The 16746-nt window shown below is 58.3% G+C and carries 13 protein-coding genes; 8 read left to right on the top strand and 5 right to left on the bottom strand.

Going from position 1 to position 16746, the window contains the following annotated elements:
- Positions 1–52 precede the first annotated feature (52 nt).
- From PG871_RS11790 to PG871_RS11775, 4 genes are all read right to left on the bottom strand, one after another.
- Positions 53–2743, bottom strand: coding sequence for an ATP-binding protein (locus PG871_RS11790; RefSeq protein WP_270729560.1), 2691 nt, complete (start codon positions 2741–2743; stop codon positions 53–55).
- A complete protein-coding gene (locus PG871_RS11785) occupies positions 2743–3006 on the bottom strand; it encodes a hypothetical protein (RefSeq protein ID WP_270729558.1) in 264 nt (87 codons plus the stop codon). The genes PG871_RS11790 and PG871_RS11785 overlap by 1 nt, the downstream gene beginning before the upstream one ends.
- Positions 3003–3371 carry a response regulator transcription factor gene (locus PG871_RS11780; protein WP_270729557.1) on the bottom strand — a complete coding sequence of 123 codons (369 nt, stop codon included), beginning with the start codon at positions 3369–3371 and terminating at the stop codon, positions 3003–3005. Before PG871_RS11780 ends, PG871_RS11785 begins: the two co-directional genes overlap by 4 nt.
- A 91-nt stretch (positions 3372–3462) precedes the next feature.
- Complete coding sequence (locus PG871_RS11775; RefSeq protein ID WP_270729555.1) at positions 3463–4755, bottom strand: helix-turn-helix transcriptional regulator; 1293 nt, start codon at positions 4753–4755, stop codon at positions 3463–3465.
- Between the two features lie 222 nt (positions 4756–4977).
- On the opposite strand from PG871_RS11775, the gene PG871_RS11770 reads away from it, so the two are divergent.
- The 7 genes from PG871_RS11770 (at position 4978) to PG871_RS11740 (ending at position 13308) form a co-directional block, all read left to right on the top strand.
- Positions 4978–6330 carry a substrate-binding protein gene (locus PG871_RS11770; protein WP_270729554.1) on the top strand — a complete coding sequence of 451 codons (1353 nt, stop codon included), beginning with the start codon at positions 4978–4980 and terminating at the stop codon, positions 6328–6330.
- Between the two features lie 117 nt (positions 6331–6447).
- Positions 6448–7470, top strand: a complete 1023-nt coding sequence (locus tag PG871_RS11765; RefSeq protein ID WP_270729553.1) for a branched-chain amino acid ABC transporter permease — start codon at positions 6448–6450, stop codon at positions 7468–7470.
- 3 nt (positions 7471–7473) lie between these two features.
- Complete coding sequence (locus PG871_RS11760) at positions 7474–8673, top strand: branched-chain amino acid ABC transporter permease (RefSeq protein WP_270729551.1); 1200 nt, start codon at positions 7474–7476, stop codon at positions 8671–8673.
- A gap of 12 nt (positions 8674–8685) precedes the next feature.
- A complete protein-coding gene (locus PG871_RS11755) occupies positions 8686–9447 on the top strand; it encodes an ABC transporter ATP-binding protein (RefSeq protein ID WP_270729550.1) in 762 nt (253 codons plus the stop codon).
- Between the two features lie 17 nt (positions 9448–9464).
- Complete coding sequence (locus PG871_RS11750; protein WP_270729548.1) at positions 9465–10220, top strand: ABC transporter ATP-binding protein; 756 nt, start codon at positions 9465–9467, stop codon at positions 10218–10220.
- A gap of 93 nt (positions 10221–10313) precedes the next feature.
- Positions 10314–12260, top strand: a complete 1947-nt coding sequence (gene acs / locus PG871_RS11745) for an acetate--CoA ligase (RefSeq protein ID WP_270729546.1) — start codon at positions 10314–10316, stop codon at positions 12258–12260.
- Between the two features lie 124 nt (positions 12261–12384).
- Complete coding sequence (locus PG871_RS11740; protein WP_270729545.1) at positions 12385–13308, top strand: DMT family transporter; 924 nt, start codon at positions 12385–12387, stop codon at positions 13306–13308.
- Here the strand turns inward: PG871_RS11740 and PG871_RS11735 are convergent.
- Entirely contained in the window at positions 13265–13945 is a 681-nt protein-coding gene (locus PG871_RS11735; RefSeq protein ID WP_270729544.1) for a thiamine diphosphokinase, read from the bottom strand. The two genes, PG871_RS11740 and PG871_RS11735, sit on opposite strands and share 44 nt — an antisense overlap.
- A 141-nt stretch (positions 13946–14086) precedes the next feature.
- Here PG871_RS11735 and PG871_RS11730 point away from each other — a divergent pair, with 141 nt between their 5' ends.
- Positions 14087–16738 (top strand): hypothetical protein, encoded by a 2652-nt coding sequence (locus PG871_RS11730; protein WP_270729543.1) that lies wholly within the window; start codon positions 14087–14089, stop codon positions 16736–16738.
- Positions 16739–16746 lie beyond the last annotated feature (8 nt).

Here is a 16746-nt window from a genome sequence, read left to right as displayed (position 1 = left end):
CCCAATTTCAGTCATGGCCCAATAAGGTTACCAGAGACTTTACATCTTCCCGCTATTGCGCCGCCAATTGCCCTTGCCCGGCCAAAACTACGCGAAAGGCTGCGCCGCCTTGGCCCGGCAAATAGCTGACTGTGCCGCCTAGACGGGTCATAATCTCGCGACAAATTGCCAAACCAAGCCCAGCCCCACTTGCGCGCTGCACGCCAGCACGCGCAAATTTTTCAAAAATCACCGCTTGATCTTTCTTCGAAATCCCCTGCCCGTTGTCGATAAAGTCCACCGTCATCTGCCCGTTTGACTGGCTGACTTCGATCCGCAGTTCAGGAGTCTCTGCGTCACAGTATTTCTGTGCGTTGCCAATCAGGTTGATGAACACCTGACTCAACCGATCAAGATCCGTGCGCAACAAAGCCTGCTCCTGACCACGTGTTCTGCGAATACGCAGGCTGTCTTGGCCGCTGCCGGTCAGCGCGGTGGCGATGGCGTGATCCAGCAGATCGTCAAGCTTACCGGACTGCATGTTCAGGCTAACCTGACCGCTCTCCAAAACGCTCAGATCAAGCAGATCATCCAACAATCGCGTCAGGCGCAACGCCTCGTCGTGGATGATGGTGCTATATTTTGTCTGCTCCGCCGCGCTCAGCCGATCCGTATCCCGAAGAATTTCGGAAAACGCCCGGATCGACGTCATTGGTGTGCGCAACTCGTGGCTCACCTGACTGAGAAAGGCATCCTTTTGAGCCGAAATCTGTGTCAACTTGTCGTTGGCCTGTCGCAATTGCCGCGCGGTGCGACTCAGCTCTGTCGACTTGGCCTGCAACTGGCTGGAATGCTCCATGATTTGCGCGGTTTCGTCAGCCACCGCCATCAGGTCTTCGACCGACACCGACGCGCCGCCGACAATTTGTTCGACCATCGCATGCGCTGTCGCCACGCCGACGGACCCAGACAATTCACGCTCCAAAACCTGCAAGAAATCTGGCGACGGCTCGGGCAGAACACCGCCCATGCCTTGCCTCTTGGCCTCGCGCTCAAACAGCCCCTGCGCCTCTCGCGCGCCCAAAATACGCTGCGCCATGATCATCAGGTCTTCGCTCTGCACCAAATCGCCGCTCCAGCCTTGTGGCGTGCCGGAATGCTCAAACACATTGACAAATTGCGCGCCCTGAAGACGCTCCACCGGCGATGGAAATCCGCCCAGAGACACCAGAAAAAACGCAAGTGCGTTCAACAGGGTTGACCAGAAAATCGCGTGCACAAGTGGATCCATTCCAGTGATCCCGAAGAACGCCTGCGGTCGCAGCCACCCGATGCCCAACGGTCCCTGTGCCAGCAGCGCTTCAGACACCAACGTACCCGTTCCAAAGCTTGGCAAAAGCAGCGCATAGGCCCAGATCAAAAAGCCCACCGTCAATCCGGCAAACGCACCCAAACGGGTGGCGCCACGCCAGAATATGCCGCCAATCAGAACTGGCAAAAACTGCGCCACACCGGCAAAGGAAATGAGTCCGATTGACGCCAGCGCAGTCCCGCCGCCCGACATGCGGTAATATAGATAGCCCAATGTGACCACCGCCCCGATCGAGATCCGGCGCGACAACAGAACAACATGGCGCACATCGCCCGAAACGGTTGCGCCGCCAAAGTTTGAGTTCAGCCAGATCGGCATCACAATGTGGTTTGACACCATTGTCGACAAGGCCAGTGCCGCCACGATCACCATCGATGTGGCGCTAGAGAACCCACCAAGGAACGACAGCATCGCCAAGCCGTTGTTACCCGTCGCCAATGGCACCGTCAGAACAAAGAAGTCGGGGTTTGATCCCGCTGGCAACAAGTCCAAGCCCACCACGGCAATAGGCACCACAAACAGACTCATAACCATCAGATAGGCCGGAAACGCCCAACTCGCGGTGCGCAAATGGTCCTCGCTGTCGTTTTCCACGACCAAAACCTGAAACATGCGCGGCAAACACAGAAACGCCGCAGCAGACAGAAAGATCAACGTCGCCCAGCGGTCACCTTCGATCTGCCAAGTGCCGATCTTGCTGGCATCAATGCGCTGCAAAATGTCACCGACACCGCCGCCAATCCCCCAGACCACGAACACGCCGACCGCCAAAAGCGCAAACAGCTTGACCACCGCTTCAACCGCAATGGCCATGACCACGCCGTGATGGCGTTCGTTCACATCCAGATTTCGGGTACCGAATATAATGGTGAACAACGCCAATCCCGCGGCTACCAAAAGCGCGTTACTTTCTTGCTCACCAAGAGGCACACTCGCATCATAAGCATCTGAAAAAACGGCAAAACTGACGGTCACGGATTGCAGCTGCAAAGCGATATATGGCGTGGTGCCAATTACGGCCAGGACGGTTACTCCAACCGCCAAAAGGTTCGATTTACCATAACGCGACGAAATCAAATCCGCGATCGATGTCACGCGCTGCGTGCGCCCAATACGCACCAATTTGCGCAGCACCCACCACCAGCCAACCATCACCAAGGACGGGCCAATATAGATCGTCAGATACTCCAAACCGGATCGGGCGGCATAACCAACCGCGCCGTAAAATGTCCAGGCGGTGCAATAGATCGACAACGACAGCGTATAAACAATCGGTGAGCGCAGCCAGCCGCCCTTGCCCTGCATCGCGGCGCGCTCCGCCGCAAATGCCACCAGAAACAAAAAGGCGACATAGACCAGACAAACAAAGACCAGCATGTTCAACGTGCCCATCAGCTGCCTCCCCCGTCCGCATCACCGCCATCACGCAGCGCCCGCGCCAGAAAGGCGCTCATCAGAACAAGTCCCAGCCAGACCAGAAACACGTAAACAACCGCATCAGATGTAGATATCTGCTCGGCGCCGTCGGTGCGCCACAGCAACGGCACAGCCCACAGGATACCGCCAATCACCGGACACATGCGGATCAGGTCGATCAAACGCCGCCGACGATAGCTTTGCCGCTCAAGAAATAAATGTTTGGGACGCTCGCTCACCCGATCACCAGATCGCGCACCGCCTCCAGCACTTCGGCATTGGAAAACGGTTTGGTCATAAATCGGCTCGCGCCGGCGCGCTCCGCCATCTCCCGATCCTTAACCTGCCCTTTGGCCGTCAGCATCAGCACCGGCAAATCAGCCAACCCCTCCGCCTCACGCAACTCCCGCAGGATTTCGTAACCGGTTTTGCCGGGCAGCATAACGTCCAAAATGACAATGTCCGGCCTGCTCTCGACCACAACGCCAACGGCATCGTGCCCATTAGAGTGGGTTGCAACGGACCAGCCGTCGCGGGACAAGATGAAGCTGATCGCTTCGATGATATTGGGTTCGTCTTCAATCAGAAGAACGCTTTTGCCCATGTAGCCTCCCCTCCCCGAAAGTCTCATGAGTGCCGGACTATTCTTAGCGGGGTCTAGTGAAAAGCCAAGGAGAATTACAGTCTTATGGCAATCAAGCCAGCAATGACGGCTCCCGACGCCCTTCACATGCCTGACTTGGACAGACCCGGCAAGTGGATCCAACCTCATACCCGTCATTCGCCCGCGCCTCTTGCGGAATGATCAACATATAACTGTGATAAAGCGGCGGCGCGTCCACGCGCATCGGGCCGATGGGGTCGGCCACCGCATAACACTCAAAACTGCGGGCATCGCGTCCAGTGACCGAAAGTATCTGCCGCAACGGCTGCATCGGCCGCGCCAGCGCTTGAAACAAGGGCCATTTCGGACATGCGGCCGAGAACCGCGGCATTGGAAACCCGTCCACTGCCTTGCGCAACATCAACGTACCCGCCCCGTCGCACATCACAAGACCACAGGCCGCAGGCAAAACCTCATCTGAAAAGGCCGCCAGTCGCCGCAACACCACCGCCAAAGGAACGCCTGCTGTGTTGGCAATCTCTACAGGCGCCGCCCCCAGTTCTGCCACCAGCGCCACCAACCGCGCCGCGGGCAACCGCCGCGCGTCATCCAACAACTGGCGGATCACAGTCATTGCCATGTCTTGCGAAGGTTCTGACGTCAGCTCCGGCTGGTTCTGTACAAACTTGCGCACATCAGCGGCGTTGGCGTCCACAAGGTCGTCAAAGCGAAACCCGTGCGTCGACAGCATCGCGTCCACTTCCTCCGTCGGCAAAGTCAGGCTGGCCGCCGCGTCGCCAGCTCTGTCCAGATACGCCACCAACTGCTGCGAGCTGTCCGCCAAGCGCTGACTGTCCTCATTCAGGTTGCGATGGAACCGCGTCTGCCACTCCGGTTCGATCTCACCCGGCTCTGCCAGAATTCCTGCGGTCGAGCGGATGGCCGTCACCATTGTCAGCATCTCGTGCATAGACGTCGCCAAATGCGGGTCATGGGTCAATCGATCCGTCAACGTCACGGCCGTGCGTTCCAGGTTTTCAATCCGGCTGTGCTGTTGCGCAATCAGCGCCGCCCAACCCGGAAATCGACCGGCAAACTCGTCGGCGCGGTCCACTTCCACACCTGCCTGCGTCCCATCGGCTGCCGCTTCGCCCAGCGCCGCAATCAGCGCCGCCTCGGCACCTTCGCTTAACAAAGACGCCTCCACACCAAGTTCGGTCGCAATATCAACAAGCAGCTTACCGCCGATTCTGCGACGGTTGTGTTCGATCAGATTGAGGTAGCTCGCCGAAATCCCTACGGCTTTCGCAAGTTCGGCTTGTCGCATGCCCGCCATCGCTCGCCTTTCGCGAATGCGACTGCCTGTCAAAGTGTCGCGCCCCATGGACTTTTCCTTGCGTAAATCAACCACTTTCCGCGCTGCAGAATAATTTGTTTACAAATTGCTGCAAGGCTTCGCGAATTACTTTACAAAAAAATTGTGTCTTTGAAAGCAGTTGTTGCGAAATTTTCGAACTCCGACCGATAATGATTTTGCACATAAGTGCGCGCCGAACGTTTGGGAAGAGGAGCCCTGACGCCGGCGAAAACGAAACGGGAGGATTACATGTCCAAAACCAATTACACACGTCGTGGTGTGCTGAAGACCGGTGCCGTTGCAGGTGCCGGCGTTGCGCTTCCGACCATCTTTACGGCTCAGTCCGCTGCGGCCTACACAAACGAACCCACCGGTTCGACCGTTACTCTGGGCTTCAACGTGCCCCAGACCGGCCCCTATGCTGACGAAGGCAACGACGAGTTGCTGGCACAGCAGCTGGCTGTTGAGCACCTGAATGGCATGGGTGACGGCGGCTGCCTGAACACATTCTCGTCCAAAGCTCTCAAGGGCAACGGCATCCTCGGCAAAAAAGTCGAGTTCGTCACAGGCGATACTCAGACCAAGTCGGACGCTGCTCGCGCATCCGCCAAGTCGATGATCGAAAAAGACGGCGCTGTAATGATCAACGGCGGCTCTTCCTCGGGCGTTGCTGTGGCTGTTCAGGGTCTCTGCCAGGAAGCTGGCGTGATCTTTATGGCGGGTCTGACCCACGCCAACGACACCACTGGTAAAGACCGCAAAGCAAACGGTTTCCGTCACTTCTTTAACGCCTACATGTCCGGTGCCGCACTCGCGCCCGTTCTGGCCAAAGAGATGGGCAACGACCGTAACGCGTATCACCTGACTGCTGACTACAACTGGGGCTGGACTCAGGAAGAGTCGATCGTCGCGTCCACCGAAGCTCTGGGCTGGAACACTGTAAACACAGTGAAAACGCCTCTGGCCTCCACGGACTTCTCGTCCTACATCGCGCCAATCCTGAACTCCGGTGCCGATACTCTGGTTCTGAACCACTACGGCGGGAACATGATCAACTCGCTGACCAACGCGGTTCAGTTTGGTCTGCTCGACAAAGTCGTGAACGGCAAAGACTTCAAAATTGTTGTTCCACTTTACTCCGAGCTGATGGCCGCTGGTGCGGGCGAGAACATCAAAGGCGTTCTTGGTTCCATGAACTACAACTGGCAGCTGCAGAACGAAGGTTCCAAGCAGTTCGTCAAGTCGTTCGGCGAGAAGTATGGCAAGCCGCCATCCAACTCGGCACAAACCTGCTACGCTCAGGTTCTGCTCTATGCTGACGCATGTGAGCGTGCGGGCACGTTCGACCCATGTGGTGTTGCAGCGGCTCTGGAGAACTTCGAATTTGACGGTCTGGGCAACGGCAAAACGCTGTACCGCGCAGACGATCACCAGTGCTTCAAAGACGTTCTGGTTGTGCGCGGCGCGCAGAACCCGACCAACGCCTATGACACGCTGGAAATCGTTGAAGTTACTCCTGCTGACCAGGTTACCTACGCTCCTAACCACCCAATGTTTGGTGGCGACGAAGCAACTCTGGGCACCTGTAACTCAGGCGCATAAGCGCAACCCAAAAGACAGCCGGTCGCGCATATTGCGCGACCGGTCCTGCCTTTAACTGGCGCCGCCACTCCGCCGCGCGCAGCGCAGGCAGCTTTCACAATCAACAGGTCGAAGACAATGGACGCATTAATCCTGCAGATCCTGAACGGGCTCGATAAGGGCTCTGCCTATGCGCTGATCGCGCTCGGGCTTACTCTCATTTTCGGCACATTGGGCGTCGTGAACTTTGCGCATGGGGCGCTGTTCATGATTGGCGCCTTCTGTGCCGTGTCGCTCTCCAAGCTGCTAAAGTTCAGCTATGTGACGATCGACGAAACCCAAAAGGACTTTCTCGGCAATCCACTCAAAGTGGAAACCCCCTATGTCGAAAGCTGGTTCGGCCCCGAACTCGGCGCCTCAATCATCGACTGGTCCGTGCCGCTATCGATCCTTCTGGCAATTCCGGTGATGATCCTTGTGGGTCTGATCATGGAACGCGGACTTATCAAACACTTCTACAAGCGTGAGCACGCCGACCAGATCCTCGTGACCTTCGGCCTTGCCATCGTTTTGCAGGAAATCGTGAAATACTATTTCGGCGCCAACCCGATCCAGACACCGCCACCGGATGCTCTGATGGGCGTGTCTAACCTCGGCGCATGGTTTGGTCTCGATCTGCCTTACCCGAATTGGCGCATTGTCTACTTCTGCTTTGCCGCGCTGGTGATCGCCGGAGTGTTTTCCTTCCTGCAATTCACCACCTTCGGCATGGTCGTGCGAGCCGGTATGGCTGACCGCGAAACCGTGGGCCTGCTGGGCATCGACATCGACAAACGTTTTACTGTCATGTTCGCGATCGCGGCCTGTGTGGCCGGCCTCGCTGGCGTGATGTACGCGCCGATCAACCCGCCAAACTATCACATGGGCATGGACTTTCTTGTGCTGAGCTTCGTGGTGGTTGTGGTTGGTGGCATGGGCAGCCTTCCAGGCGCCGTGCTGGCCGGCTTCATGCTGGGCATTCTGGAAAGCTTCGCCTCTACGACCTGGGCGACCACCACCCTGCCCGGCATCAACCAAATCATCATCTACCTTGTCGCGATCATCGTGCTGCTGACCCGTCCACGCGGGCTCATGGGCCGCAAAGGCGTGATGGAGGAATAAGACATGCTTGGACTCAACAAAAACGACCTCACACTTCTTGCGATCGTTGCGGTGCTGACCTTGTTCGCACCCTTCATCCTGAACCCTTTCCCCGCCGACAGCGCCATGGCGCAGTTTAACGCGGGCTATCCGGACCTGATGCAGCGCTTCATCATCTTTGGCATCTTTGCCATCGGGTTCAACATCCTCTTCGGCCTCACCGGCTACCTCAGCTTCGGCCACGCAGCCTTTCTGGGTGTCGGATCTTACGCCGCGGTTTGGATGTTCAAACTGCTGAGCTACAACGTAGTGCCGGCCATTGGATTGGCGATCATTGTGGCGGGGTTGTTCTCGGTGCTGATCGGATACGTTTCTCTGCGCCGCTCGGGCATCTACTTCTCGATCCTGACACTGGCCTTTGCGCAAATGTCGTTCGCGCTGGCCTACTCGGTGCTCTCAAACCCGAAGTTCAACCTCACCAACGGGGAAACCGGCCTGCAGGTTTACAAGAACGATCCGCAGATCTTCCACGGCGAGAACATGCAAGACTTCCCGCATTTCTTTGGGATTTACATGAACAGCACGCACACGATGAACTTCGGCGCCTGGAGCTTTGACTTCAACGCCGGTTACTATCTCTGTGCCATCGTGATGATCCTCGCGTTCTATCTGTCGATCCGCATTTTCCGCTCTCCGTTTGGCATGATGCTGCGCGCGATCAAATCCAACCAGACACGTATGTCTTACACCGGTTTGAACCCGCGCCCGCACACTCTGGCTGCTTTCGTGATCTCCGGTATGTATGCCGGTCTCGCCGGTGGTCTGATGGCCGCGATGGACCCTCTTGCGGGTGCAGAGCGTATGCAGTGGACGGCGTCTGGCGAAGTTGTTTTGATGACAATCCTCGGCGGCACGGGCACCTTGATCGGACCTGTACTTGGCGCAGGCTTCATCAAATACTTTGAGAACATCTTCTCCAAAATCAACGACACAATCCTGCACCAATGGTTCGCCTTCCTTCCGGACGGCATCGAAGACTTTGTTGTCTTCATCATCCACCCCTTCATCGGCAAAGGCTGGCACCTGACTTTGGGCATTCTCTTCATGCTCGTTGTTGTCTTCCTCCCCGGTGGTCTTGTTGAAGGCGGTCAACGTCTCGGCAAATGGATCAAGTCCCGCGGCAAGTCTGACGACTCTTCCGCAACCACTGAACCCGCAGAATAAGGAGACTGACAGATGGGAATTCTCGAAGTCAAAGACGTAGGCAAGCGGTTCGGTGGTCTTCAGGCCCTCGGTGACGTGAACCTCTCGGTCGCAGAAAACAGCGTACACGCAATCATCGGCCCCAACGGGGCCGGGAAATCCACCCTGCTCAACTGCCTTGTGGGTAAACTGATCCCGGACACCGGCTCTGTTATGTTTGACGGCCAGTCGGTGCTGGGCCGCAGCCCCCACGAAATCAACCAGATGGGCATTTCCCGCGTGTTCCAAACCCCTGAGATCTTTGGCGATCTCTCGGTGATGGAAAACATGATGATCCCGTGTTTCGCCTCTCGCGATGGCTCGTTTCGCTTGCACGCCCTCGAAAACATGATGAACGAAAAGGACATCGTGGAGAAAGCCGAGGCAATGCTTGAAGACATGAACATGATCGACAAGCGGCACATGCATGCCGACTCCATGTCACGCGGGGACAAGCGCCGGATGGAAATTGGCATGTGTCTCGCACAGGAACCACGCTTGCTGCTGTTGGACGAACCCACTGCCGGTATGGCACGGGCAGACACCAACAACACAATCGACCTGCTCAAACAGATCAGCGATGAGCGCGACATCACCATCGCCATCATTGAACACGACATGCACGTCGTCTTCTCGCTGGCGCAGCGCATCACCGTTCTGGCTCAGGGTACACCTCTGGTCGAGGACACCCCCGAAAACATCAAAGGTCATCCCAAGGTGCGCGAAGCCTACCTTGGCGAGACCCAAGTGGCATAAACGGGAGGAGATTTCTAATGAACGTCAAACCCGACTTTTCCAAAGGCCGCAATCTGGCTGAAACCGCCCCCGCCTTCCTGTCGATCTGGGACATGGAAAGCTACTATGGCGAAAGCTTCATTGTGCAGAACATCTCGTTCAACGTACACGAAGGCGAAATCCTTGCGCTTCTTGGCCGCAACGGCGCGGGCAAAACATCCACGCTGCGTTCTATTGCGCGGATGGACGACCCGCAGGTCACCCATGGCGAAATCTGGCTGGACCACCAGCCGCTTCACCTGATGAAAAGCCACGAGGCAGCAGCCGCCGGCATTGGCCTTGTGCCAGAAGACCGTCGCATTATCCCGGGCCTGACCGTCGAGGAAAACCTGCAACTGGCCCAGATCGCCCCGCCTATTGGTTGGTCGATCGAACGGCTTTACGACCTTTTCCCCCGATTGGGCGAGCGCCGCAAACAAGAAGGCATCACGCTTTCGGGTGGCGAGCAGCAGATGTTGTCTATCGCCCGCGCTCTTGCGCGCGACATCAAAGTGCTCTTGCTGGATGAACCTTATGAAGGCCTCGCGCCGGTGATCGTGGACGAGATCGAAAAGACTCTGCGCATCATCAAGGAACAGGGCATCACCACAGTGATCGTCGAACAAAACGCTGTTCGGGCCCTCGAACTGGCGGACCGTGCGGTGATCCTTGACACCGGCTCCGTGGTTTTTGACGGTGCGGCTGACGAAGTGCTGCAAAACGCAGAACTGCGTGCGGAATATCTGGCGATCTGATCGCAAAAAACCGCTGGCTGCGCCCAAGGTCGGATTGACAGTCCGGCGCAGCCGCCTACCCTCGCCTCAAACACGAATTCACGAGGTCCACTTATGTCTGACAAAACCTTTGCACCCTCCGCAGAAATGACTTCTAACGCGCACATTGATGCGGCGCGTTACGACGCGATGTACGCGGCGTCGATATCTGACCCTGAGGGGTTCTGGCGCGAGCATGGCCAGCGTGTGGATTGGATCAAGCCCTACACCAAGGTGCAAAACAGCTCCTTTGCGCCCGGTGCTGTCGACATCAAATGGTTTGAAGACGGCACGCTCAACGTGGCTGCCAACTGTATCGACCGCCATCTGGAGACCCGTGGCAATCAGGCCGCGATCATCTTTGAACCCGATGATCCAAACGAGCCGGCGCAGTCCATCACCTATGCCGATCTGCACCGCCGCGTCTGCCGTATGGCCAACGTGCTGGAAACCATGGGCGTGCGCAAAGGCGACCGCGTTGTCATCTATCTGCCGATGATCCCCGAAGCCGCCTACGCCATGCTGGCCTGTGCCCGCATCGGCGCGATCCACTCCATTGTGTTTGCCGGCTTCAGCCCCGATGCGCTGGCCGCGCGGGTGAATGGCTGCGACGCCAAGGTTGTCATCACCGCCGACACCGCGCCCCGTGGCGGGCGCAAGACCGCGCTCAAATCCAACGCGGATGCGGCGCTCTTGCACACCAAAGACACTGTCAAATGCCTCGTTGTGAAACGCACCGGCGATCAAACCACATGGATTGACGGCCGCGATTACGACTATAACGAGATGGCGATGGAGGCGAACGACTACTGCAAACCTGCAGAGATGGACGCCGAAGACCCGCTGTTTATTCTCTACACCTCAGGCTCCACCGGTCAGCCCAAAGGCGTGGTGCATTCCACCGGCGGCTATCTGGTCTACGCCGCGATGACCCATGAATACACCTTTGACTACAAAGACGGCGACATCTTCTGGTGCACCGCCGATGTGGGCTGGGTCACGGGCCACAGCTATATCGTCTACGGCCCCCTGGCCAATGGCGCCACCACGCTGATGTTTGAAGGCGTGCCGACCTACCCGGATGCGTCGCGCTTTTGGCAGGTCTGTGAAAAGCACCGTGTGAACCAGTTCTACACCGCGCCGACAGCCCTGCGCGCGCTGATGGGTCAGGGCAACGAATATGTCGAGAAATGCGACCTTTCCAGCTTGCGCATCCTTGGCACCGTCGGTGAGCCGATCAACCCCGAGGCCTGGACCTGGTACAACGACGTGGTCGGCGGCGGGCGCTGCCCGATTGTCGACACCTGGTGGCAGACCGAGACCGGCGGCCACATGATGACCCCTCTGCCCGGCGCGCATGCCACCAAACCCGGTGCCGCGATGAAGCCGTTCTTTGGCGTCAATCCGGTGGTTCTGGATCCGCAGTCCGGCGAAGAGATAACCGGCAATGGCGTCGAGGGCGTCTTGTGCATTCAGGACAGCTGGCCCAGCCAGATGCGCACCGTCTGGGGCGATCACGAACGCTTTGAGAAGACCTACTTCTCCGACTACAAAGGCTACTACTTTGCCGGTGACGGCTGTCGCCGCGACGAAGACGGCGATTACTGGATCACCGGTCGTGTGGACGATGTGATCAACGTGTCGGGCCACCGTATGGGCACCGCCGAGGTGGAATCTGCACTGGTGGCGCATGCTGCCGTGGCCGAGGCTGCCGTTGTGGGCTACCCGCACGACATCAAGGGCCAGGGCATCTATTGCTACGTCACGCTGATGAACGATCAGGAGCCATCGGAAGAGCTGCGCAAGGAACTCCGCACCTGGGTGCGCACCGAGATCGGCCCGATTGCCTCGCCTGACCTCATTCAATGGGCGCCCGGTCTGCCAAAGACCCGCTCCGGCAAAATCATGCGCCGCATCCTGCGCAAGATCGCAGAAAACGACTACGGCGCCCTCGGCGACACCTCAACACTCGCTGACCCTTCCGTCGTCGAAGACCTCATCGATAACAGAATGAACACCTAATTCCCCGGTTCGGGCTCTCCAATTTGCCCGAACCCACTCCCTGTCGGGCCGGCGTCTTCGCTGGCCCGCTTTTTTTTGCGCCAATGCAATTGCCATTCTCCTCACCCACGCCTAGCCTGCCGGAATGAATGAACATTCACCTACGCAGGACCGGCCACTGCTTGGCATTTTGCTGATGTTGGGGTTTTGCGTCATGGCCCCCATTGGTGATGCGCTGGCCAAACTCCTGTCCACGCAGATGCCGATGGCCCAGCTGGTGGCTGTGCGGTTTGTTCTTCAGGCCGCCATTCTGATCCCCATCGTGGTCGCCACCAAAAGGCATTGGCGCATGCCGTCACGCGTGCTGCATCTCGTGTTCTGGCGCACAGTCCTGCACATCTTGGGCATTGCGTGCATGTTTACCGCCCTACGGTACCTGCCGCTGGCAGACGCGGTGGCGATCGCCTTTGTCATGCCGTTCATTATGTTGATCCTTGGCAAATTTGTCCTGCACGAAGAGGTCGGCCTGCGCCGCATCCTCGCCTGTATTGTCGGATTCATTGGCACGCTCATGGTGATTCAACCCAGTTTTGCCAAAGTAGGCGCGCCTGCGCTTCTTCCTCTTGCCGTGGCGTTTATCTTTGCGTTCTTCATGCTGCTCACCCGCAAGATCGCCAAAGACACCGATCCGATTTCGCTTCAGGCGGTCTCGGGTGTGATCGCTTGTGTGTTGCTCGCCCCTCTGCTTTGGGTCGGTCCAAGCACCGGGATCGCCGACCTCGGCCTCATCCTGCCGCAGGGCCACGTTGTCTGGCTGCTACTGGCGATCGGGATCGCTGGCACCGTCGCGCATCTCTTTATGACATGGTCACTGCGTTACGCGCCGTCCACCACGCTCGCTCCGATGCAATATATCGAAATCCCGCTGGCCGCCTTTGTGGGCTGGATTGTCTTCAATGACCTGCCCAACGGCCTTGCCGCCCTTGGCATCTGCGTCACCATGGCGGCCGGTCTCTATGTTGTGCTCAGAGAGCGGGCCATGTTGCGTCAACCGCAAGAAGCGCCCTGACCGCCTCAGCCAAACTATCACGCGGCAGGATCACCAGCATACCCGGTGCCTCCATCCGCAACCAGACGTCTCCGTTTGCCGTGTTGGACGTGCCAACGCGCCCGTCGGGTGCCAATACGAGCCCATCTATGGGCCATAAAAGCCCCTCAGATCGTCCTGTCACACGCGCCATTGGAAACAGCGACACACGCGTTCCGGCGGCAACTCTCAGCGTCAGTTCGGGCGGCGCCGCAAAGACCACATCTTCGCCGCCCAGCAACACACACCTTCGATCCGCTTGCCGCACCAACGTGTTAAAGGCCGCCAGATGATGATCCACGCGCGCACCACCAAATCCGATCCCGACTACCAAAGGCGCATCCACAGATCGCAGCGTTTTGTCGAAATCCGTGGTTTCTTGTTCTGTGATCTGGTGCAGCTTGGCCGCGGGAATTGCTCGGCGCACGTCATCGCTCAGCGAGTCAAAATCGCCGATCACCGCCTCAGGATCGAGACCAAAAGACACACAATGCGCCGCGCCGCCGTCGGCCGCCACAACGCCTGGCGCCAGGTTTGTGGCCTGCATTACATCCAACTTGGTTAACGAACCCGCCCCCACGAGGGTCATTGGCTCCGCGCTCTTTACAATACCCGTCATTGCCCCTGTTTTTACCTCAACTCGTTGGCCACGTCACAATTTGGCCCCAAAATGATACCCTGCGTTGCACAGAATCGGTCACGTTTCGACTTTCCTGTCGTGGTAAAGAGATAGTCGAGCAGTGCAAAGGACCCGAATTAAATGGTTACAAATAACAAAGTGCTTACGGTTTCTTACGGGACTTTCTCGTGCACCCTTGAGGGGTTCGAGGACTCTTTTGATACGATGAAGGCAATTGCGGAGTATTTCCGCGATCTGGCTTCTGACGATCGTTACTTCGGAGCCGAGCCCCCGACCCCAGATGCCGAAATGCTGGCACGGATCGCCGAGCGTGAAATCGAGCGTCGCGTCAGCGCACGCATGGATCACGGCGCCATCGTTTTGCGCGCCACCGATGCGCCAGAGCCAACGCAAGAACAGGATCAGGACACAACAGCAGGCGACGCCACACAAAAGCCTGTGCAAGATGTCCCTGCTTCCGAAGCCACAGATGACATCTCTGATGACGCCCCTGCCGGAGCCACTGCTGAAACCGCTGACACAGAAGACGCACCAGCGGAAGAAGCCACCGACACATCCGACGCCATCATTGGCGCTACCGGACTCGCAACTGCCGCAGCCGTGGCCGCCACTGTTTCCACCGCTGAGGACGAAGGCGCCGACCAAGCCGAGGCTCAGGAGTCTGTCGACGCCCCTGTCGAAGCGGACATGATCGAAGAGACCGCTCAAGAAGCCCAAGAAGCAATCGCCGAGGACCAGTCCGACGCCGAGCTTGAAGAGCTACTCGAGGATGACATCGAAGCGGTTTCCGCGGAAATGATCGAAGAGGTCGCCGAAGTCTCCGAGGACAATATCACGCTCGACGAAGCTGAAGACGAAGCAGAAGACGTGCTCGACAACCTTGACCTGACAGCGACCGACGACATCGACGTGCTGGACTTGGGCGCAATCGAAGAGTCTGCCTCCGGCGAAGTTTCCGGTGACGAGCCCGCAGCAGAAGACATGTCTGACGAAAGCGACGCCGAAAATGACGACGTGTTCAACATGGACGCGATTGTCGCTGCGACCTCCGATGAGGTGCACGTTGAAGAAACCGCCGTCGACGAAATTTCGCAAACCAGCTCCGAAATTACCGAAGACGACGGTATTGACGCGTTCTCCGCATCTGACGTGCTGGTCCTGCAAGACAGCATCAAAGCTGCCATGGCAGACGAAGACATCCCCGCAGCCGACATCGACGATGCACCGGTTGACGTCGCCGCCGAAATTGAAGTGCTCCCCCCCGTTGACGAAGCCGACGCAGATGACTGGAGCGACGACGACGACGAAGGCGACTCTGACTATGCAGAAAACTCGATCGCAGCCAAACTCGACCGCATCCGCGCGGTAGTTGCCCGCGGCAGCCATGAGGCAGACGAGGACGGCTTCTCCGAGGACGAACACGCACGAGATCTTGCGGAGCCTGACAATTCCATTGCCGCCGCTTTTGAAACCGCAGCCGATGTGGTCGAAGACGTGGACGCCGAGGCCGAAAGTGTTGACGCGACACCGGAACAACCTGCCGAGGCAGACAGCAAACCTACGCTGCGCGCCCGTGTTGTCCGTATGAAGAAAGCAGACTTCGAAGAGGCAGTGGCCTCCGGCTTGCTCGAAGCCGAGCCTGTTGACGACGAAGACGCTCTGGATGACGAAGACGACATCTTTGCCGAAGACGATGCTGCTAACAACATCAGCGCCACCGCCGACTCATCTCTGACGCCAGAAGATGAAGCCGACCTGATCGCGGAGTTGGCACAAGTTGAAGCCGAGCTGAAAGGCGATATCGCGCCAGAAAGCCCGGTGCACACCGAGGAAATGGTCGAACCCGTTGCCGAAGCTCAGGCGGATCTTCAAGAGGATCTTGCAGACGTTGACGACGAAGCCGACGTTGAATTCGAATCCGAAGCTCAGGCTGAAGCCGACATCGAGACACCCGTGCTTGAAGCTGACCCTGAGGATGACACCTCGGCAGACGCTGCCCACGGTGAGCCCGACTTGTCTCGCTTGATGGCCAAAGCCAACAGCGAAATGAAAGAGCCCGAAGGCTCGCGCCGCCGCCGTGCCATCGCGCATTTGCGTGCGGCCGTTGCTGCCACCCGCGCCGAAAAAGCCGCAGGGGGCCTCTCCGGCACCAAAGACACCACAGCCGCTTACCGCGATGATCTGGCGAGCGTTGTGCGCGCCGTTCCCGGCGGCAAGGATACGTCTCAACCCGCGACCGCCAAACCGCGCGGGGCCGCGGCGCCGCTCAAATTGGTGGCCGAGCAGCGTGTCGACACCGCCGAGAAAGCCCCTGAGGCTGAGGCTGAGGCTGAAACACCGGCGGAGGCCCAAGAAGCCCCCGCAGCAGAAGAGAAAAAGGCCCCACGGCGCGTTCCTGTTCGCCCGCGCCGGGTGTCTACCGACCGGAAAGACCGCGAAGAAATCGCGCGGACTGTTGCCCCGGTCGGGTCAGTTGCGGCTGTGCAAGGCGGCTTTGCCGACTACGCCCAGACCGTCGGCGCCGCCACCATGCCGCAAATTCTCGAAGCGGCGGCGGCTTATGTGACCTTTGTCAAAGGTCAGGAGCGCTTCTCCCGTCCGATGCTCATGCGCATGGCGCGTGACATCAACGAGGCAGAGTTCTCCCGCGAAGAAGGCCTGCGCAGCTTTGGCCAGCTTCTGCGTGATCAAAAAATCCGCAAGATTGCGGGTGGTCGTTTCACTGCCGACGAAAGCATCAACTTCAAACCACAGGATCGTGCCGCAGGCTGATGCGGGGC

The organism is Shimia sp. Alg240-R146 (genome assembly GCF_947331465.1).
Taxonomy (GTDB): Bacteria; Pseudomonadota; Alphaproteobacteria; order Rhodobacterales; family Rhodobacteraceae; genus Shimia.
Note: the sequence above shows the minus strand (reverse complement) of the source record. Positions and strands in the feature narration are given on the sequence as shown.